Raw genomic sequence first — 20,426 nt, 5'->3', positions numbered from 1 at the left:
CGAAGGCGGATCAGCCCTTCGTTCCGCCCGCGGTCAGGCCGGTCACCAGGTTCTTCTGCACGAGGTAGAAGAAGACGGCGACGGGGATCGCGACCAGCACGGCCATGGCGGCCATGAGGTTGCGCTGCGCGTCGTGCTCGCTGACGAAGCTCTGCAGACCGACGGCGAAGGTGTACTTCGTGTCGTCCAGCATGAACGTGGAGGCGAAGGCGACCTCACCGAACGCGGTGATGAAGGTGTAGAACGCGGCGACGGCCAGGCCCGGTTTGGCCAGCGGCAGGATCAGCCGGAAGAAGGTGCCGAAGGGGCTCAGTCCGTCGACGCGTCCCGCCTCGTCGATCTCGAACGGGATGGTGTCGAAGTAGCCCTTGAGCAGCCAGGCGCTGTACGGCACCGCGGTCGAGCAATAGACGAGGATGAGACCGAGGTAGGTGTCGATGAGCTGCAGGTCCGAGAGGATCTGGTACATCGGCACGATGAGCACGGCGATCGGGAACATCTGGGTGACCAGGAGCACCCACATGAACTTCTTGTAGCCGGGGAAGCGCATGCGGGAGACCGCGTAGCCGGTGGTGGCGGCGACCATCACGCCGATGACCGTGGTGCCGAGCGAGACGATGAGCGAACTCTTCATCCACTCGAAGAAGTTCGTGTGCCCGAGCACGAACGAGTAGTTGTCGAACGTCATCTTGTCCCAGATACGTCCGGGGTGCAGATAGTCGTCCTTGTCCGGGCCGAGGGACAGGAAGACCAGCCAGACGATCGGGAAGAGCGCGATCAGGCTCGCGACGATGAGGATGCCATGGGAGGCGAGGGAGGCGGGGAGGCTGCGCTTTCCGCGCTGGCGGGCTGGGCCACGCGACAGAGACGCAAGAACGGTCCACGCGACCGGCCGCTTGGGCTTGGTGTCGGGGGGTGTGGTGGCACTCATGGGGGCTCCTGCCTCAGATCGCGAGCTGCTGGTCATTACGGTTCAGCCAGCGGCGGTAGAAGGAGGTGAAGACGATCAGGATGGCCAGCAGCAGGATGCCGTAGGCCGCCGACTGCGCGAAGTCGCGCGGCTGTTGGCCGAAGCCCAGGTAGTAGGCCCAGGTGACGAGGATCTGCGCGTCCGGGGCGGTGTTGCCGAACAGCAGGAAGATGACGGCGAACTGGTTGAAGGTCCAGATGATGCCGAGGAGGACGACGGTGGAACTGACCGACCTCAGACCCGGCAGGGTGACGTACCGGAACTGCTGCCAGGGGCTCGCGCCGTCCATTTCGGCGGCCTCGTACAACGTGGCGTCGATGGACTGGAGCCCGCCGAGCAGCGAGACCATCATGAACGGCACACCGCACCAGGTGTTGACCATGATCGCGGCGAACCGCTGCCAGAAGGTGTCCTCCAGCCACAGTGGCGAGGGCAGGTGCACCGCGTCGAGCATGGAGTTGATGATGCCGCCGTCGGCGAGCATGAAGCGCCAGCCGAAGACGGTGACGAAGGTGGGCACGGCCCACGGCAGCACCAGGATCAGCCGGTAGAAGGTCCGACCGCGCAGCTTCTGGTTGAGCAGCAGGGCGAGACCGAGGCCGATGCAGTAGTGCAGGGCGACGCAGAGCGCCGTCCACACGATCGTCCAGATGAAGTGCGACCAGAAGCGGTCGTACGAGGTGGGGCCCCACAGGATGTCTTTGTAGTTGTCGAGGCCGATGAACTTGTAGGTGGCGTCGATGTGGTTGACGCCGATCGTGCGGGCCGAGTTGAGGCTGTTGGCGTCCGTGAACGTCAGGTAGAAGCCCCGCACCAGCGGATAGAGCACCAACCCGCCGAGTACGACGACGACCGGGGCGATCATCGCGTACGCGTACCAGTACTTCTGGTACGAGTGCTTCAGACGCTGCAGTCGACCGGGGCGCGGCCCGCGGTCATAGCGGCGCTTGCCGGTCGCTCGATCGATGGCGACTGTCATGGTTCGACACCTTCTGGAAGATCTATGGCACTACGACGTGGCTGGGATCGCGGCTGGGCCCGGTGCTGGCGCACAGGCCGGTGGCCGCCGGATCCGTCCTCCCCGTCACCGGGGTCCCCCTGATCGAGGAGTTCGGGAGAGGATCCGACGGCCACTCGACATCACTTGCTGAAGTCCGGGACCAGCTTGGCGATCGCGAGTTCCACGTTGCTCAGGCCCTTGTCCAGCGACTCCTTGCCACCCGCGATCTTGGGCAGCTCGGTGTCGAGCGGACCCCACAGCGAGCTGTACTCGGGCAGCGCCGGGCGCGGCTGGGCGGCGGCGAGCACACCCTGGTAGCCGGCGATGCCCGGGTCGGCCTTGACCTCGGCGGTGTAGGCGTCGTCACGCGTCGGCAGCGTGGAGTTCTTCAGGGCGATCGTCGCCTGCGACTTCGCCGAGGTCATGAACTTCACGAACTTCAGCGAGGCCTCCTGGTGGGCCTTGTCCGAACCCGCGTACACGGAGAGGTTGTGGCCGCCGGTCGGGGCGCCCGCCTTGCCGGTGGATCCGGCCGGGACGGTGGCGATACCGAGGTTGGCCTTGTCCTTGAAGGCTGAGCCCTTGTAGAAGTTCGTGATCTCCCACGGGCCCTGGATGATCGCGGCGACCTGGCCGTTGACGAACGCGTCCTGGATGTGGGCGTACGCGTCGGCGGTGGTGTCGGCCTTGTGCAGGCCCTTGCCGGAGAACAGGCCCTGCCAGGTCGCGTACGCCTTCTTCGCAGCGGCCGAGTTCACGGTGATCTTCTTGGCGGCAACGTCGACGGTGTCGGTGCCCTCGCCGTAGAGGAAGTTCTGCGCGTAGTAGGCCTGGGTGGAGCCCCAGTAGCCGTCGACGCCCGTCTTCTGCTTGATCGTGGCGGCGGCGGTCTTGAGGTCGGCCCACGTCTTGGGCGCCGCGGTGATGCCGGCCTTCTGGAAGAGCGCCTTGTTGTAGACCAGCGCGAGGGTGTCGGTGACCAACGGCACACCGTACGTCTTGCCGTCGTACTGGGCCTGCTTGATCAGGCTCGGCTGGAACTTGCTCTGGTCCGCGAGGGCCTCGGTGCCGTCGAGCGGCAGGAAGAAGCCCTTCTTCGCGAACGCCGGGGTCCAGCCGACCTCGGAGCGCAGGAGGTCAGGGGCACCCTTGGAACCGGCGGCCGTGTCGAACTTGTTCTGCGCCTGGTCGAAGGGGACGTTGACGTACTTGACCTTGATGGTGGGGTTGGCCTTTTCGAATTCCTGGGCCAGGGCCTTGTACGTCGGCGCCTCATTGGTGGCGTTGGAGGTGTCCCACCAGGTGATGGTGGTGGGGCCGTCCGACTTGTCGCTGCCGCTGTCACTGCCGCCGCAGGCCGTCGCCGCGAGGGCGAGGGACGCCATCAGCGCGGTGGCCGCTATGCCACGCCGCATGAGATCTCCTTGAGGGTGAAAGCCCGAGTGGTTGGGGGCAGCGGTCCCGACCGCCGCCCTTGCCGACTTGCCGACTGCGCCGTTGCGTCCGCCGGGCGACGTGAACGTAACAGCGTTGTAAGCGGAGCGAAAGACTTTGCAGCAAAAAGATGTAAGAGCTGCCGAGAGTTACGTGCCGGTGACCTCTCCTCCATCTCCCCGAAACCCTTCTACGAGGCAGCTCAGCAGACATGGAGGCCTCTATGCAAGACTCTGCAAGCTCTTGCCATGGATGTCACACACGGGGATCATCGGCCCGTCAGCGCCTTGCAGGAGCCACCCCTTTCCGCGGCGCACGCCCGGAACGCCGAGCCGAACAGAACACGAGGGAGCGCGATGACGCAGCAGCCCGGATCGGGCCGACCAACCGCCCATACACGGCGTCTGGTTGGTGGGCAGTCTGAGATGCGACCGGTACAGTCCAATCCTGTGACCACACGGCTTGCCGACATCGCAGCCCAGGCGGGGGTCAGCGAGGCGACTGTCAGCCGCGTCCTGAACGGGAAGCCGGGCGTCGCCGCGACCACCCGCCAGTCCGTCCTGGCCGCGCTCGACGTCCTGGGCTACGAGCGCCCGGTCCGGCTGCGGCAGCGCAGCGAGGGCCTGGTGGGCCTGATCACCCCGGAGCTGGAGAACCCCATATTTCCGGCCCTGGCGCAAGTCATCGGCCAGGCCCTGACCCGCCAGGGCTACACCCCGGTCCTGGCCACCCAGACGCCGGGCGGCTCCACCGAGGACGAGCTGACGGAGATGCTGGTGGACCGGGGCGTCGCCGGGATCATCTTCGTCTCCGGTCTGCATGCCGACACCTCGGCGGACATGCAGCGCTACGAGCAGCTGCGCGCCCAGGGTGTCCCGTTCGTCCTGGTCGACGGTTTCTCGCCGAAGGTCCAGGCGCCCTTCATCTCTCCGGACGACCGCGCGGCGATGGCGCTCGCGGTCACGCACCTCGTCTCGCTCGGGCACACCAACATCGGACTCGCCCTGGGTCCGAAGCGGTTCGTGCCCGTGCAGCGCAAGATCGAGGGCTTCGTGCGCACGATGCAGGAGCAGTTGGGGCTGAGCCCGGCCGACATCGAGGAGCGACTGGTCCAGCACTCGTTGTACACCCTGGAGGGCGGTCAGGCCGCGGCCGCCGCCCTCATGGACCGGGCGTGCACGGCGGTGGTCTGCGCGAGCGACATGATGGCGCTGGGCGCGATAAGGGCGGCGCGCCAGCGGGGCCTGGAGGTCCCGAAGGACATATCGGTCGTCGGCTTCGACGACTCCCCCCTGATCGCGTTCACCGACCCACCTCTGACGACGATCCGCAAGCCGGTCCCGGCCATGGGCCAGGCGGCCGTGCGGACGTTGCTGGAGGAGATCGGTGGCACTCCGGCGCCGCACAGTGAGTTCGTGTTCATGCCGGAACTGGTGGTGCGCGGTTCGACCGCTTCGGCCCCTGGGGACCGAAATCGTCCCTAAGGAGGAGTGACTACGTTCATCGTAGGACTCCTCCCGTCGTAGAACGTGCGGCCGGCACCCAACCAGGGGATGATCGGTCGCGGAACGCTTTTCTGGCAGACTTTGTCCCTATGGGTGAGACGACCGTGACGACACTGGAAGGCCAGGACCGGGCCGCTCCACGCCCCGTCGCGGAGGAGAACGCGGGGAAGGCGTTCCTGCGCCGGCTGCGCACCCCGCGTCGCCCCCGCGTCTGGTTCGAGGTCCTGCTCATCGGCGTGAGTTACTGGACGTACTCACTGATCCGTAACGCCGTGCCCGAGCAGAAGCAGGAAGCGCTGCGCAACGCCGACTGGCTCTGGCGTACGGAGCACCACCTCGGGATCGCCGTCGAGCAGTCGGTCAACCACGCCGTGAACTCGGTGTCATGGCTGATCATCGGGATGAACTACTACTACGCGACGCTGCACTTCGTCGTGACGCTCGCTGTCCTGGTGTGGCTCTATCGCAGCCATCCCGGCCGGTACGCGGCAACACGCCTCACGCTCTTCGCCACCACGGCGGTGGCCCTGCTCGGCTACTACTTCTTCCCGCTCGCCCCGCCCCGCCTGATGAACGGCGGCGACTTCGTCGACACGGTGGTCGTCCACCACACCTGGGGTTCGATGGCCTCCGGGGACCTCAAGCACATGTCGAACCAGTACGCGGCGATGCCGTCGATGCACATCGGCTGGTCGCTGTGGTGCGGTCTGACCATCTTCGCCCTGGCCTCGGTGCCGTGGGTCCGCGTCCTGGGCCTGCTCTACCCGGCGGCCACGCTGCTGGTCATCGTCTCCACCGCCAACCACTTCTGGCTGGACGCGGTGGGCGGCATGCTCTGCCTGACCTTCGGCTTCACGGTCACCCGTCTCTGGTACGGCGCCCTGCCGTACGCCCTGCCCCGCTGGGTTCCCGGGACGCGTGGCGCGCCCCTGGTGCCGCTGGAGGCCTGACATCCGGAGCTGTCGTCGCACGGGCCCGTCGATCAATGGCGGGCCCGCCGCGCTGTTCGCCGCCGTTTCAGTCGCAGCGATACGTCCCGTCTCATGGCTCTCCCCTGCGCCGAGGGCCGCGTGCGTCATACAGCCCTCCAGCGCCTGGAGCCCGCCGAGAGGCTGTCGACGGACCGGGATCATGCCGCCGCCCGCCGGATCGTCTCCCGCGGCCTGCTCGCCCAGACCCACACCGTCACCGACCGCGCCGCCGGGGCCCGGACCATCCGCACCACCATCGACGGCACCGTGGCCCTGGTCCGCCGTCCGAAGAAGACCACCCGCCGCCTGCGCCGACAGCACCGCGCCGAGCAGGCCCCGCCCCGGCCACGCGGGACGAAAACCAACCCGGGCAAGCAGCGCCCCACCCCCAACAGACCCGTCGGTCCTCGTGGCCGAGGCACCCGGGGCGCCACCGCGGCTTTGGGCCAGAAGACTTCCCGCCGTATGCCCGATGTGCGTACGGTCCCCGCCACCACCCCCACCACGGGGGCAGTCCAGCGTCCGGCGGGGCATGACACCACGACACCAGCCGTATCCGGGCCGGTGCCAGGTCATGGAGTACCCACACCCCACCGGCCCGAAGACCTTCTTCCAGCCGGCCGGGTGCGGCTCTCACGCAGAACCTGTCGGCGGCGCACCCGCGCCGCCGAGCGGACCGGCTTCCACCACCTGCACGCCACCGAGGTCCACCCCCTCACCCCGAGGTTCGGACCCCACACCGCCGACCGCACACGGCCACGCCGCGCCCGAAAAGCCCGGAAACCACAGGCACACACAGAGTTCTAGAGACGTTCACGCCCCGTAGAACAGCACCTCCACCACGGCCCGAGCCCGCCGCGTGGTCCGCCGATAGTCCTCGAGCATGTCGCCGACATGACCGGGCCCGTACCCCAAGTACCGCCCGACCGCCGCGAGTTCACGCCCGTCGGAGGGAAACGTGTCCCCGGCCCGCCCCCGCACCAGCATCACCGCGTTGCGCACCCGCGTGGCCAGCACCCACGCCTCGTCCAGGATGGCCGCGTCCTCTCCGGACACCAGCCCCGCCGCACACGCCGCGCCCAGCGCCTCCCGCGTCCGAGTGGTCCGCAACCCCGGCTCCGCCCACCCGTGCTGCAGCTGGAACAACTGCACGGTCCACTCCACGTCGGACAGCCCACCCCGCCCCAGCTTGGTGTGCAGCGTGGGGTCGGCCCCGCGGGGCATCCGTTCCGTTTCCATCCGGGCCTTCAGTCGCCGGATCTCCCGTACGGCATCGTCACCGAGCCCCTCCGCGGGATACCGCAACGGATCGACCAGTTCGATGAACCGCCGCCCCAAGTCCTCTTCCCCGGCTACCACTTCGGCCCGCAGCAGGGCCTGCGACTCCCACACCAGCGACCACCGCCGGTAGTACGCCGCATAGGAGTTCAGCGTCCGCACCAGCGGCCCGGACTTCCCCTCGGGCCGCAGATCGGCGTCGATCAGCAACGGCGGATCCGCGCTGGGCACCTGAAGCAGCCGCCGCATCTCGGAGACCACCGCGTTGGCGGCCCGAGACGCCTCCTGTTCGTCGACACCCTCGCGAGGTTCATGCACGAACAGCACATCCGCGTCGGACCCGTAACCGAGTTCGTGCCCCCCGAACCGCCCCATCCCGATGACGGTGAACCGGGTGGGCAGTGTGTCCCCCCACCCGTCCCGCACCACGGCCCGCAGGGTCCCCGCCAGCGTCGCCGCCGTCAGGTCGGACACCGCACCGCCCACCCGGTCCACCAGCGCGCCCTGATCGGCGACGGCCGGTGTCTCCTCGGTGCCGTACGAGGCGACGATGTCCGCGGCGGCCGTACGGAACAGCTCCCGCCGCCGCACACCACGCGCGGCGGTCACCGCCTGCTCGCCCCCGTCGGCCCGCCGTACCGCGGCGAGGATCTCCTGCTCCAGATGGGCACGGCCGCGCGGTTCGAGTCCGCCCGCGTCCCCGTCACCGAGCAGCGCGACGGCCTCCGGCGCACGCATCAACAGGTCGGGGGCGAGCCGCCCGGCCGACAGCACGCGCGCCAGGTTCTCGGCCGCGGCCCCTTCGTCCCTCAACAGCCGCAGATACCAAGGGGTCTTGCCCAAGGCGTCCGACACCTTGCGGAAGTTCAGCAAGCCGGCATCGGGATCGGCGGAATCCGCGAACCACCCCAACAACACGGGCAGCAAGGTCCGCTGGATCGCCGCCTTCCGCGAAACCCCGGAAGCCAGCGCCTCCAAATGCCGCAACGCCGCCGCCGGATCGGCATAGCCAAGAGCGACCAGCCGCTCCCGGGCCGCTGTCGGACTCAACCGGCTCTCGCCTGGCGCGAGTTGGGCCACGGCGTCCAGCAGCGGCCGGTAGAACAGCTTCTCGTGCAGCCGCCGTACGACAGCCGCGTGCCGCTTCCACTCACGGTTCAGCTCGACGACGGGATCGGCCCGGAGCCCGAGCGACCGCCCGATGCGCCGCAGATCGGCGTCGTTCTCGGGCACCAGATGAGTCCGCCGCAGCCGGTACAGCTGTATGCGGTGCTCCATGGACCGCAGGAACCGATAGGCCTCGTCGAGCTGTACGGCGTCGGCCCGCCCGACATACCCACCGGCCGCGAGCGCCCCCAACGCGTCCAGCGTGGTCCCGCTCCGCAGCGAGGTGTCGGCCCGCCCGTGCACCAACTGGAGCAGCTGCACGGCGAATTCGACATCGCGCAGTCCCCCCGGCCCGAGCTTGAGCTCGCGCTCGATCTCGGCGGCGGGAATGTTCTCCACGACCCGCCGCCGCATCTTCTGCACGTCGGCGACGAAGTTCTCCCGCTCGGCGGCGTGCCACACCAGGGGCGCCAGCGTGGCCACGTACTCCTCGCCGAGCTCAAGGTCCCCGGCCACGGGCCGGGCCTTCAGCAGCGCCTGGAACTCCCAGGTCTTGGCCCACCGCTGGTAGTAGGCGAGATGGCTGCTCAGGGTCCGTACCAGCGGCCCGTTGCGCCCCTCGGGCCGCAGATTCGCGTCGACAGGCCAGATGCTGCCCTCGACGGTGGTCTCGGAGCAGATCCGCATCATGTGGGAGGCGAGCCGGGTGGCGGCCTGCAGCGCCTTGCGCTCGTCAGCCCCTTCCACTGCCTCCCCCACGAAGATGACATCGACGTCGGACACGTAATTCAGCTCGTGTCCCCCGCACTTGCCCATCGCGATCACGGCGAGCCGGCACAGCGCGGCGTCGTCGGGCGCGGCGCTCCTGGCGATGGCGAGCGCGGCGCGCAGGGTGGCCGTGGCGAGGTCGGCGAGTTCGGCGGCGGTCTGGGCGAGGTCGGTGGTGCCGCACACGTCGCGCGCGGCGATGGACAGCAGGCAGCGCCGGTAGGCGACGCGCAGCAGGACGGGATCGGTCGCCTGCGCCAGGCCCCGCTCGAACTCCCGCACCCCGGGGTGGAGGTCCTGCGGCTCGTACGTCACGAGCTCCTGCCAGTCGCTCGGATGCCGGGCGAGGTGGTCGGCGAGGGCGGCGGAGGCACCGAGCACACCGAGCAGCCGGTCGCGCAGCGGCTTGGCCGCGATCAGGGTGTCGAGCAGTTCCCGCTCGGCGATGTGACCGTCCTGCGCCTCGACGAGCCGGACGAGCCCGAGCAGCGCGAGATCGGGGTCGGCGGTGGCGCCGAGTGCGTCGAGGAGTACCGGATCGGACCGTACGGGTGCGAGCTCGGCGCCGTCCAGGAGCCGCTCGGCGGCGGAGGGATCGGTGAAGCCGTGCCGCAGCAGCCGTGTGAAGGTACTGCTCCTGCGCCCCGGCACCATCATCCTGGGCCCTCCCGTCGGATCAGGTCGCACGACCGGTCCGATCAAGGTCGTACGAAGCTGAGCCTAACCCCGGTCCCCTCGGTGGCGCCCCGCGCCGGATTCGGCTTCCGTAGGAGGTGCCCTTGGAAGTGCCCCATGGCCATCAGTTCATCCGGTCTTCATCCCGCGGGTTGGGGCGCTTGGGCCAGGGGAATGTTGGCGTGTGCATGCTCTGTCCGCACCGCCACCGCCACCTTCCCCCCACCGGAGGTCTGAAGTGTCCGGCAGAACCGTGTACCGCCGCAGTCGTACCGTCGTGGCGAGCGCCCTCGCCTTCACCGCGGCCGCCGTGGGCCTGTGGACCGGCCTCGGCGGCTCCACGACCGCCCAGGCCGCGGCCGGGGTACCCACCCCGGACCACGTGGTCGTCGTCGTCTTCGAGAACCACGCGTACAGCCAGGTGATCGGCTCCTCCAGCGCCCCGTACATCAACTCGCTCAAGACCGGCGGCGCCAACCTCACCTCGTCGTACGCCGAGACGCACCCGAGCCAGCCCAACTACTACGCCCTCTTCTCCGGCTCCACCCAGGGCGTCACCGACGACAGCTGTGTCACCCCCGGCTTCTCCTCCGCCGCGAACCTCGCCTCCGAGGTGATCGCGGCGGGCAGGACCTGGGCGAGCTACAACGAGACGCTGCCCAGCCAGGGCTCCACCACGTGCAGCAGCGGCAACTACGCGCAGAAGCACAACCCGTGGTTCGGCTTCAGCAACGTACCCACGTCGACCGCGAAGACCTTCGCCCAGTTCCCGACGGACTACACGACGCTTCCACAGGTCTCCTTCGTGGTCCCCAACCTGTGCAGCGACATGCACGACTGCTCGGTGTCGACCGGTGACACCTGGCTGAAGAACAACCTGGGCGCGTACGCGACCTGGGCCAAGACCCACAACAGCCTGCTCGTCGTCACCTTCGACGAGGACAACCGGCTCAGCGGCAACAAGATCCCGACCGTGTTCTACGGCCAGCGGGTGACCGCGGGATCGACCAGTTCGACCACCTACAACCACTACGACCTGCTGCGCACCCTGGAGGACTCGCAGGGCCTATCGACACACGCGGGCAACGCCGCCTCCGGCAAGGACATCACCGGCATCTGGACGTCCTGAGATGTACGTGGCGGACAGCCGCGCCTCCACCAGTGCGGTGTCCGCGGACAGCGCCGTCCGGCCTCGTGCCGGGCGGCGCCGCGCCGCGGTCGCGCCCACGGTGCTGGCGCTCGGCACGGTCAGTCTCATCACCGACGTCTCGTCGGAGATGGTCACGGCGGTACTGCCCCTGTACCTGGTGACGGGCCTCGGCCTGTCCCCGCTGGGCTTCGGCCTCCTGGACGGCATCTACAACGGCTTCTCGGCACTCGTACGGCTCATCGGGGGCCACCTGGCCGACCGCGGCGGCGGCCGCCACAAGTGGGTGGCGGGCTTCGGCTACGCCCTCTCGGCGGCCTGCAAACCCCTGCTGCTCCTGGCCCACACGCTCACCCCGATCGGCCTGATCCTGGCCGCCGACCGCACCGGCAAGGGCCTGCGCACGGCCCCGCGCGACGCGCTGATCTCGCTGTCGAGCACGCCGGAGACACGGGGGCGCGCGTTCGGCGTACACCGGGCGATGGACACGGCGGGCGCGCTGCTGGGCCCCCTCGCGGCCTTCCTGATCCTCCGGGCCACGGTCGACGGGTACGACGCGGTGTTCACGGTGAGCTTCTGCGTGGCGGTGGTGGGCGTACTGGTCCTGGTGCTGTTCGTTCCGAACGGCGCTCGTACGAAAGCGGAAGCGACGGGGACGCCACCGGAGGCAACCTCCGGGGACACCGCACCTCGCCCCACCCTCCGCGCGGCCCTCGCCCTGCTCACCCGCCCCGACCTGCGCCGCGTCACGCTCTGCGCACTCTTCCTGGGCCTCGCGACGGTCAGCGACTCCTTCGTCTACCTGCTCCTCCAGCGGCGCCTGGGCGTACCGGACCGCTGGTTCGCGCTGCTGCCCCTCGGCACGGCGGCGGCCTTCCTCCTCCTGGCCGTCCCGCTCGGCCGCCTCGCGGACCGGATCGGCCGCTGGCGGGTGTTCCTGGCCGGCCACGGCGCCCTGCTGCTCGCGTACGCGCTCCTGCTCACGTCCTGGCACGGCACGGCACTGCCGTACGCCGTCCTGCTCCTGCACGGCTGCTTCTACGCCGCCACCGACGGCGTACTGATGGCCGTGGCCTCGGAGAGCGTGCCCGAGGAACTGCGCTCGTCCGGTCTCGCACTCGTCCAGACCGGGCAGGCCCTGGCCCGCTTCGTCTGCTCGCTCGGCTTCGGCGCGGCGTGGACGGCCTGGGGCGACCGTACGGCGCTCACGGCGTCGACGGTGGCACTGGCGCTCTGCGCCCTGTTCGCGCTCACGCTCCGCCGTCCCACCCCCGTCGCCCCTTCAGAAGGCCTCGCATGACCCTCCGTACCCGCATCCTGGTCCTGGTCTCGGCGCTGGTCGCCCTCGCGGGCGTGGCCACCGCTTCCGTCCTGCACGCCTCGGCCCGCGCGGACCGCGAGAACGAGCCACAGCCGGGCGGCCCGAGGATCAGCGCGGGCACGGTCGCGCTCACCACCGGGGCCGGAAGCCGCATGATCTTCCGGAACATGGCCTGGGGCCCGCACCGCGACGAACTGACCACGGTCCCGGCGTCGAACCCATCGGGCCCGAGAACAGCGTCCAAGGTCAAGTGCCTCCGCTTCTACACGGCCGCGGGCACCGGCGTCTGCCTCCAGTCGGTTCACGGCCCGGTGCAGGACACCTACCGGGCCGTCATCCTCGACGCGCACCTTCGCGAGACGGCCCGCTACGACGTCCCCGGCATCCCGTCCCGCGCCCGTGTCTCCCCCAGCGGCCGGTACGCCGCGTGGACGGCGTTCGTGGGCGGTGACTCGTACGCGGGGACGAACTTCTCCACACGCGCGGCGATCGTGGACACGCGGACAGGGAAACTGACCCCCTCCTTGGAGGCGCTCCGCGTCGTGAAGGACGGCAGGACGTACCACGCGGCGGACGTCAACTACTGGGGCGTGACGTTCGCGGCCGACGACCGCACGTTCTACGCGACCCTGGCGACGAAGGGCAGGACGTACCTGGTCCGAGGAGACCTCCGGGCCCGCACCCTCACGACCCTCCACACCAACGTCGAATGCCCGTCCCTCTCCCCCGACGGCACACGCGTCGCCTACAAGAAGCGCGTGCCGGGCTTGTCGAAGGACGCCCCCTGGCGCCTGTACGTCCTCGACCTGCGCACGATGCGCGAAACCCCGCTGGCCGAGCCCCGCAGCGTCGACGACCAGGCGGTCTGGCGCGACGACCGCACCCTCGTCTACGCCCTCCCCGGCGACTACGGGGCCGACCTCTACACCGTCCCGTCCGACGGCACGGGAGAGCCGCGCCGTGTCAGCACCGCGGCGGTGTCTCCCGCGTACGTGGACTAGGGCGTGTTTCGAAAGTCCCGTCTGGTCCGCGACGCCTGGCACGGCGCCTCGCCGCGTTGTCGGGATCGTCCGCGTACGCCCAGTACGCGGACGACCCTCCGCCTTGCGATGCACCGCACCAGACGCCGCGGACCCCGCCCTTCGGGCGGACGACGCTACTTTCGAAACACGCCCTAGTAGGGCTTTGTTAGGTCCTGTGGTGGGGTTCGGGTGTGGGGGCGGGGTGGCCGCATATCGAGCAGGCGCCGGTCCAGGTGGCCAGGATCTTCTGTAACGCGCGCAGAACCGCGTAGAGGGTCAGGCCGGCGCAGGGACTTTTGGGTCGAGGCGGAGCATGGTGCAGAAGGCCTGGGCGAGGGCGGCCAGGGTCACGTGCCGGTGCCAGCCGAGGTAGCTGCGGCCTTCGAAGTGGTCCAGGCCGAGGCCGTCCTTGAGCTCACGGTAGTCGTGCTCGACCCGCCAGCGGATCTTGGCGATACGGACGAGTTCGCGTAGCGGGGTGCCGGCGGGCAGGGTGGAGAGCCAGTAGTCGGTGGGCTCGGCGGCGCCGGGTGGCCATTCGGCCAGCAGCCAGCACTCGGGCAGACTGCCGTCCAGGTCACGGGGGATGTCGCGGTTGGCCGGGCGCACGCGCATGGCCACGAAGCGCGAGCGCATGTCGGCCCGTGGGTTGCGCGGACCGCTCTTGGTGCCCTGGCGCCAGGTGACGGTGCGGGCGGCGCCCCGCCCGGCGGCCAGGACGAGGTCACGCAGGGTGCTGTGCGGCATCGGGTAGGCGGGCCGGGGCGGGCGGCCGCGGCCGCTGTAGGGCGGACGCTCGGGCAACGCCTCACCGGGGTAGGCGGTGGTGGTTCCTTTGACGGCGACCGCGTAGGCGAGACCGCGTTCGGTCAGGCCCAGGCGGAAGCCGGTGGCATCGCCGTAACCGGCATCGGCGACCACCGGCAGACCGGGCAGTTCCCACTGGCCGCGGACCTCGTCGAGCATCTCCAGCGCCTGGCGCCACTTCTCCTTGTGGCGGACCTGGTCGGGGATGCCCGCCCGCTGGCGGCGTCGGCGGATCGCCTCGGCCAGCAGCGGGTCGTCCCCGGATGCGGCGTCGTCCCAGCTGTCGGGGATGAACAGCCGCCAGTTGACGGCCGCTGAGGCGTGGTCGCTGACCAAGTTGACACTGACCGCTATCTGGCAGTTTCCGCGCTTGCCCAAGGCGCCGCAGTACATCCGGGCCACCCCAGGGGAGTCGTACCCGTCCTTTGGGAAGCCCGTGTCGTCGATCGCATACGCCTCCGGGGTGATGTGCGCCGCTGCCCACCGCGAGACCCGGCGCCGCACCTCGACGTAGTCCCAGGTGGAGGAGGAGATGAACTGCTGCAGCTGCTGGTGGTCCACGCCCAGACGCTCGGCCATCGGCTGCATCGACTTGCGCTTGCCGTCCAGCATCAGCCCACGCACGTACAGCTCGCCCTTGGCCCGCTGGTCCCGGCGTTTCACCGTGCCGAGCATCTCGGCTGCGAACGCCTCCAAGCGGGGGCGGATCTCGTCCATCTCCTCAGGTGTCACACCTGACAGGACATCACGAGACTACCTCGGAACGATCAACCAGGGTACGTAACAAAGCCCTACTAGGCGCGGGTGCCCGAATCACCCGGAGGGACGATCAGGACGCTGTTGCCGCTGTCGGGGCTGTCGCGCTCGCGGGCCAGTTCCGCAGTAGCGCGTCGAGGGCGTCCAGCATCCGCACCCAGGTCTCCTGTGTATCGGGGGCGCTGTGGCTGAACCCTCCCCCCATCTCCAGACTGACGTAGCCGTGGAAGAAGCTGCCCAGCAGCCGAACGGCGTGCGTCTGGTCCGGCTCCGTCAACGCGTAGCCACGCAGGATCGCCCGCGTCATCTGCGCGTGCCGGCCGCCGGCGCTGGCGGCGGCCGTTTCCGGGTCGAGCCTGAACTGGGCGGCGGCATAGCGGCCGGGATGCTCCCGGGCGTAGTCCCGGTAGACGTTCGCGAGAGCGGCCAGCGCGTCCTTGCCGGCCCGCCCGGCCAGCGCGGCGGCGCCCCGATCCGCGAGTTCCTCCAGAGCGAGCAGGGCGATCCTGGTCTTGAGGTCCTGGGAGTTCTTCACGTGCGAGTACAGGCTCGCGACCTTCACGTCGAACCGTCTGGCGAGCTCAGAGACGGTCACCTGGTCGAAGCCGACCTCGTCGGCCAGCTCCGCCCCGGCAAGGGTCAGACGTTCAGTGGTCAGCCCGACGCGAGCCATACCCTCTCCCTCAGTCTCAGCCTTCATGACGGATTATGCGTTTACCTAATACCTTTAGGCAAATTACCGCACCCCTCATGAAGCCGAGCTCCCGAGAGCAGGAGAGAGTCACCGCTCACCGGATCTATTCTCCTCCGGTGAGCAACCAGCCGCTTGAGGGCACCGTCGTCCGCCTCGTCCGTCTGTCTCCCGACCACGCCGAGGCTCTCTTCCCGTCGGCATCCGACCCCGAGGTCTGGCGGTGGATGCCCCGGGCCCGACCCGAGACCGTGGGCCAACTGCGCGCGTGGCTGGGCGAGATGACCGCCGACCCGACGCGGCGCTGCTTCGCCGTGCAGCGCCGTGACGACGGCACGGTGATCGGTTCGACCAGCATGTACGACCTCGACCTGGCCGAGAGCCGCACCGAGATCGGCGCGACCTGGTTCGACCGTTCCTGCTGGGGCGGCCCCTACAACGTCGAGTCCAAACTGCTGCTGTTCACCCACGCCTTCGAGGACCTGCGCCTGGCCCGGCTGGCCCTGCGCACCGACAACCTCAACGTGCGCTCCCAACGGGCCCTGGCCCGCCTCGGCCTGGTCCACGAAGGAACCCTCCGCGGCCATATGCGCCGCCCGGACGGCACACGCCGCGACTCCCTCTACTACAGCCTGCTCGCCGAAGAATGGCCCACCGTCCGCGACTCCTTGCGCGCCCGGGTCACCGCCAAGTCCGCCGACTGAGCCGACCCTCACAGGCCTCCCTCTCCGGGTACAGCACGCCTCCACGGAAACCGTCCGACGGGGCGAACACCGGGCGAACCAGCAACGGTTGCTCCGCTCGAAGTAACGTCAGGGCGCATGGTGTCTCTGTTCACGCTCTTCGGCCCGCCCGCCATGACACTCCTGCTCTTCGCCGTCGGGACAGTGCCGTACGCGTTGTGGGTGGCCTGGAGGAAGCCCTCCAGGCCGGCCCGCTGGGCCGTGATCGGGATCGCGGCATCAATCGCCGCCTATGGGGCCGGGACCGTCTACGGGCTTGCCTTCACGAACCCGCTCGATGTGTGCGGGGACAAGACCGGCAATGGCGTGTACATGGATGCCGGGCGGGACTACAGCCTGACATCGGTGAGCGTGGACAGCTTCCCTCCGTCCATCACCTGCCACTGGACCAGCGGCTACAGCACCCAAGAGGTGTGGTTCTGGGCCGCGCCCCTGCTGTACGCGGGGCTGGCCTGCTGCGTCGTCTGCTCCGCCCTGCTTCTCATCAACCGCCACAAGTACGGAAAGGCCCCTCGCGACAACGAGCTTGACGCGTAGCCAGGGTCGCGGGCACCGACTCACCACCCGACGGCCCACAGACGGCCCAGGGCCCGTAAGGCGCCGTAGGGCCGACGGTCGGCGACCGTCGGCCCTACGTGCCGTTGTACCGGAATACCCGAACCGGCCTGCGCCTACAGCACCGGCAGGTTCTTGCGGAGCTCGAAGGCCGTCACCTCGGAGCGGTACTCCTCCCACTCCTGCTTCTTGTTGCGGAGGAAGAAGTCGAAGACGTGTTCGCCGAGGGTCTCGGCGACCAGTTCGCTGCGCTGCATGAGGGTGAGGGCCTCGCCGAGGTTCTGGGGCAGGGGCTCGATGCCCATCGCGCGGCGCTCGGCGTCGGAGAGGGCCCAGACGTCGTCGTCGGCGCCGGGCGGGAGCTCGTAGCCCTCCTCGATGCCCTTCAGGCCCGCGGCCAGGAGCAGGGCGTACGCCAGGTACGGGTTCGCGCCCGAGTCGATCGAGCGGACCTCGACCCGCGCGGAGCCGGTCTTGCCGGGCTTGTACATCGGGACGCGGACGAGGGCGGAGCGGTTGTTGTGGCCCCAGCAGATGTACGAGGGTGCCTCGCCGCCGGCCCCCGCGGTGCGCTCCGAGCCGCCCCAGATGCGCTTGTAGGAGTTGACCCACTGGTTGGTCACGGCGGAGATCTCCGCCGCGTGCTTCAGCAGGCCCGCGATGAAGGAGCGGCCGACCTTCGAAAGCTGGTACTCCGAGCCCGACTCGTAGAACGCGTTGCGGTCGCCCTCGAAGAGGGAGAGGTGGGTGTGCATACCGGAGCCGGGGTGCTCCGAGAACGGCTTCGGCATGAAGGTGGCCTGGACGCCCTGCTCCAGCGCGACCTGCTTCATGACCAGGCGGAACGTCATGATGTTGTCGGCCGTGGAGAGCGCGTCGGCGTAGCGCAGGTCGATCTCCTGCTGGCCGGGGGCGCCCTCGTGGTGGGAGAACTCGACCGAGATGCCCATCGACTCCAGCATGGTGATCGCCTGGCGGCGGAAGTCCATGCCGACGTTCTGCGGGGTGTGGTCGAAGTAGCCGGAGTTGTCGGCCGGGGTCGGGCGTGAGCCGTCCAGCGGGCGGTCCTTCAGCAGGAAGAACTCGATCTCCGGGTGGGTGTAGAAGGTGAAGCCCAGGTCGGAGGTCTTCGCGAGGGCGCGCTTGAGGACGTAGCGCGGGTCCGCGAAGGACGGGGAGCCGTCCGGCATCAGGATGTCGCAGAACATGCGGGCCGTGCCGGGAGCCTCCGCGCGCCACGGCAGCACCTGGAACGTCGACGGGTCCGGCTTGGCGATCATGTCGGACTCATACACACGGGCGAAGCCCTCGATGGCCGAGCCGTCGAAGCCGATGCCCTCGTCGAAGGCCTGCTCCAGCTCGGCCGGGGCAACGGCCACCGACTTGAGGAAGCCCAGCACGTCCGTGAACCACAGGCGTACGAAGCGGATGTCCCGCTCCTCCAGTGTCCGGAGCACGAACTCCTGCTGCTTGTCCATCTTCCGCTTCCACCCATCCTTGCTGGTCAGGCCGCCTGCTCCCACGCCTCGGGGACGGTCGGGGCACCTGAGCATCCCACCACAACACCATTTCATGCGCGTTGCGGACCATGATCGCCCGGGCGACCACGGTCTGAACGCCTCGCGTACGCCAGGTGTCCTGCTCTGGTGCCCATACTGCCTGCTCATCCGCCTGTCTGTAATGGCCGACCCCGAGACTCTCTCCACGGAGGCTTTAATTTGCATCTTAGATGCAAGTTTTATTACTCTGCGGGGCAGACACGGGGACCGCAACCCCCGTTCCGTCCTAGGTGCTTGAGGAGCCCCCATGCTGTCCGAGCAGTCCGCCGCCACCGTGCGCGCCACCCTCCCCGCCGTCGGCGCGGCCATCGGAGACATCGCCGACCGCTTCTACGAGCGGCTCTTCGCCGCCCACCCGGAGCTGCTCCGCGACCTCTTCAACCGCGGCAACCAGGCCTCCGGCACCCAGCGCCGGGCGCTCGCGGGATCCATCGCCGCCTTCGCCACCCACCTCGTCGAGCGGCCGGACGAGCGCCCCGACGTGCTGCTGAACCGCATCGCGCACAAACACGCCTCCCTGGGGATCGCCCCCGAGCAGTACGCGATCGTGCGCGAGCACCTCTTCGCGGCGATCGCCGAGGTCCTCGGCGACGCGGTCACGCCCGAGGTCGCGGCCGCCTGGGACGAGGTCTACTGGCTGATGGCGAACGCCCTCATCGACATCGAGCGCCGGCTGTACGCACAGCACGGCGACGGGAGGGGCGGGTGGCGGCCCTGGGAGGTCGTGGAACGCGTCGAGGAGACCGCCGACGTCGCCACCTTCCGGCTGCGCCCGGCCGACGGGGGGCCGCTGCCGGACTTCCGGGCGGGCCAGTACGTGTCCGTACGCGTCGAGCTGCCGGACGGCGCCCACCAGATACGCCAGTACAGCCTCTCCAGCGCCCCCGGCTCCCCCCTACGGCAGATCGGCGTCAAGCGGATACACGGCAGCGTCCCGGAACCCGACGGCGAGGTCTCCAACCACCTCCACGCGCGTGTACACGTCGGCAGCACGCTCGAGCTCTCCGCGCCCTACGGCGATCTGGTGCTCGACGACACGGACGCGCCGGTACTGCTCGCCTCCGCCGGCATCGGTGTCACCCCGATGATCGCCATGCTGGAGCAGCTCGCGCTCACCGGACACCGCGCCCCCGTCACGGTCGTCCACGCCGACCGTTCCCCCGCCGACCACGCCCTGCGCGCCGACCACGAGGCGTACGCGGCGAAGCTCGCGGACGCCGCCGTCCACTTCTGGTACGAGCGGGACGCCGAGGGCGCCGGCCGCCCGGGGCGCGCGAACCTCTCCTCCGTGGCCGTCGCGTCGGGCACGCGCGCGTACCTGTGCGGGCCGCTGCCCTTCATGCGGGCGGTGCGGGGGCAGCTCATCGACAAGGGGGTGGCTCCGGCCGACATCCACTACGAGGTGTTCGGGCCGGATCTCTGGCTCGCGCAGGGCTGAGGCGGTTGACGGATGACGGATGACGGATACCTGACGGCAGGCGGCAGATAGCAGGCGGCGGACTTCAGGTAACAGATATCAGACGTCAGATAACAGATGACAGATGACAGATTTCGTCAGGTGTCAGCTGCCATCCGATGTCAGAGCCGAGGTCGGCCTACCAGAGATCCCCAGCAGCAGCGGCCCCGTAGGCGCGGCGACCACGTCCGCCACCGTCAGCGGGTCCAGCGAGGCGAAGAACGCCTCCTGAGCCTGCCGCAGCGCGCCCCGCAGTCGGCAGCCGGAGCGGAGCGGGCAGGGCGTGGTCCCCTCGCAGTCGACCACGTCACCGTCGCCCTCGAAGGTGCGGACGATGGCGCCGACCGAAGCCGTGCGCCCCGCCTCGGTGAGGCCGAGGCCGCCGCCGCGGCCACGGCGGGCCGCGAGCAGTCCGAGGTGCTGGAGTTCGGCGACGACCTTCGCGGCATGGGTATAGGGGACGTCCATGTCCGCGGCGACCTCGCGGGTGGTGGGGGTCGCCCCGTCGGCGACGGCGAGCCTCATCAGGACGCGCAGGGCCAGGTCGGTGGAGCGCAGCAGCCTCATACCGGCAGCCTACTTAATACGCATCTGCGGCTCAAATTATCCATATGGATCATCCGGACAGGGGCGCGTCCCACCTCCGTGGCGCTCCGCCGCA

17 protein-coding genes are annotated in these 20,426 nt (G+C 69.4%); 9 read left to right on the top strand and 8 right to left on the bottom strand.

Annotated features, from left to right (window positions below):
* Positions 1–10: 10 nt before the first annotated feature.
* The 3 genes from OG819_RS22940 to OG819_RS22930 form a co-directional block, all read right to left on the bottom strand.
* Positions 11–931 carry a sugar ABC transporter permease gene (locus tag OG819_RS22940; RefSeq protein WP_266624231.1) on the bottom strand — a complete coding sequence of 307 codons (921 nt, stop codon included), beginning with the start codon at positions 929–931 and terminating at the stop codon, positions 11–13.
* Between the two features lie 13 nt (positions 932–944).
* Entirely contained in the window at positions 945–1,949 is a 1,005-nt protein-coding gene (locus OG819_RS22935; protein WP_266651048.1) for a carbohydrate ABC transporter permease, read from the bottom strand.
* Between the two features lie 161 nt (positions 1,950–2,110).
* On the bottom strand, positions 2,111–3,385 hold the full coding sequence (locus OG819_RS22930) for an extracellular solute-binding protein (RefSeq protein WP_266624235.1): 1,275 nt from the start codon (positions 3,383–3,385) through the stop codon (positions 2,111–2,113).
* A 468-nt stretch (positions 3,386–3,853) separates the two neighbouring features.
* On the opposite strand from OG819_RS22930, the gene OG819_RS22925 reads away from it, so the two are divergent.
* The 3 genes from OG819_RS22925 (at position 3,854) to OG819_RS22915 (ending at position 6,687) form a co-directional block, all read left to right on the top strand.
* The gene (locus OG819_RS22925; protein WP_266414556.1) at positions 3,854–4,888 is read left to right on the top strand and encodes a LacI family DNA-binding transcriptional regulator; all 1,035 of its coding nucleotides are present in this window, start codon (positions 3,854–3,856) and stop codon (positions 4,886–4,888) included.
* A gap of 110 nt (positions 4,889–4,998) precedes the next feature.
* Entirely contained in the window at positions 4,999–5,859 is an 861-nt protein-coding gene (locus OG819_RS22920) for a phosphatase PAP2 family protein (protein WP_266624237.1), read from the top strand.
* Between the two features lie 93 nt (positions 5,860–5,952).
* A complete protein-coding gene (locus OG819_RS22915) occupies positions 5,953–6,687 on the top strand; it encodes a hypothetical protein (RefSeq protein ID WP_266651047.1) in 735 nt (244 codons plus the stop codon).
* Positions 6,688–6,693: 6 nt separating this feature from the next.
* Here OG819_RS22915 and OG819_RS22910 read toward each other — a convergent pair whose 3' ends face one another.
* Entirely contained in the window at positions 6,694–9,690 is a 2,997-nt protein-coding gene (locus OG819_RS22910; protein ID WP_266651046.1) for a bifunctional [glutamine synthetase] adenylyltransferase/[glutamine synthetase]-adenylyl-L-tyrosine phosphorylase, read from the bottom strand.
* Between the two features lie 256 nt (positions 9,691–9,946).
* Here OG819_RS22910 and OG819_RS22905 point away from each other — a divergent pair, with 256 nt between their 5' ends.
* The 3 genes from OG819_RS22905 to OG819_RS22895 are packed head-to-tail and all read left to right on the top strand — an operon-like array spanning position 9,947 to position 13,177.
* Positions 9,947–10,837 carry an alkaline phosphatase family protein gene (locus OG819_RS22905; protein ID WP_266651045.1) on the top strand — a complete coding sequence of 297 codons (891 nt, stop codon included), beginning with the start codon at positions 9,947–9,949 and terminating at the stop codon, positions 10,835–10,837.
* A gap of 1 nt (position 10,838) precedes the next feature.
* Positions 10,839–12,155, top strand: a complete 1,317-nt coding sequence (locus OG819_RS22900) for an MFS transporter (RefSeq protein ID WP_266651044.1) — start codon at positions 10,839–10,841, stop codon at positions 12,153–12,155.
* Complete coding sequence (locus tag OG819_RS22895; protein WP_266651043.1) at positions 12,152–13,177, top strand: TolB-like translocation protein; 1,026 nt, start codon at positions 12,152–12,154, stop codon at positions 13,175–13,177. The genes OG819_RS22900 and OG819_RS22895 overlap by 4 nt, the downstream gene beginning before the upstream one ends.
* Before the next feature lie 297 nt (positions 13,178–13,474).
* On the opposite strand, the gene OG819_RS22890 is transcribed toward OG819_RS22895, so the two are convergent.
* Both OG819_RS22890 and OG819_RS22885 read right to left on the bottom strand, forming a co-directional pair.
* Positions 13,475–14,722 carry an IS701 family transposase gene (locus OG819_RS22890; RefSeq protein WP_266652542.1) on the bottom strand — a complete coding sequence of 416 codons (1,248 nt, stop codon included), beginning with the start codon at positions 14,720–14,722 and terminating at the stop codon, positions 13,475–13,477.
* A gap of 112 nt (positions 14,723–14,834) precedes the next feature.
* Positions 14,835–15,434: a TetR/AcrR family transcriptional regulator gene (locus OG819_RS22885; protein ID WP_266624249.1), complete on the bottom strand. Its 600-nt coding sequence runs from the start codon at positions 15,432–15,434 to the stop codon at positions 14,835–14,837.
* A gap of 137 nt (positions 15,435–15,571) precedes the next feature.
* Here OG819_RS22885 and OG819_RS22880 point away from each other — a divergent pair, with 137 nt between their 5' ends.
* Both OG819_RS22880 and OG819_RS22875 read left to right on the top strand, forming a co-directional pair.
* Positions 15,572–16,156 carry a GNAT family N-acetyltransferase gene (locus OG819_RS22880; protein WP_266651042.1) on the top strand — a complete coding sequence of 195 codons (585 nt, stop codon included), beginning with the start codon at positions 15,572–15,574 and terminating at the stop codon, positions 16,154–16,156.
* Between the two features lie 117 nt (positions 16,157–16,273).
* Positions 16,274–16,732, top strand: a complete 459-nt coding sequence (locus OG819_RS22875) for a hypothetical protein (RefSeq protein ID WP_266624253.1) — start codon at positions 16,274–16,276, stop codon at positions 16,730–16,732.
* 134 nt (positions 16,733–16,866) lie between these two features.
* Here the strand turns inward: OG819_RS22875 and glnA are convergent, their stop codons facing one another.
* Complete coding sequence (gene glnA / locus OG819_RS22870) at positions 16,867–18,228, bottom strand: type I glutamate--ammonia ligase (protein WP_266414529.1); 1,362 nt, start codon at positions 18,226–18,228, stop codon at positions 16,867–16,869.
* A 328-nt stretch (positions 18,229–18,556) separates the two neighbouring features.
* On the opposite strand from glnA, the gene OG819_RS22865 reads away from it, so the two are divergent.
* A complete protein-coding gene (locus OG819_RS22865; protein WP_266624255.1) occupies positions 18,557–19,747 on the top strand; it encodes a globin domain-containing protein in 1,191 nt (396 codons plus the stop codon).
* A 123-nt stretch (positions 19,748–19,870) separates the two neighbouring features.
* Here the strand turns inward: OG819_RS22865 and OG819_RS22860 are convergent, their stop codons facing one another.
* A complete protein-coding gene (locus OG819_RS22860; RefSeq protein ID WP_266624257.1) occupies positions 19,871–20,332 on the bottom strand; it encodes an Rrf2 family transcriptional regulator in 462 nt (153 codons plus the stop codon).
* Positions 20,333–20,426: the final 94 nt, after the last annotated feature.

It is taken from the genome of Streptomyces sp. NBC_01549, from assembly GCF_026339955.1.
Classification (GTDB): Bacteria; Actinomycetota; Actinomycetes; order Streptomycetales; family Streptomycetaceae; genus Streptomyces.
The sequence above is the reverse complement of the archived record's forward strand: the minus strand, read 5'-3'. Positions and strand labels throughout refer to the sequence as shown.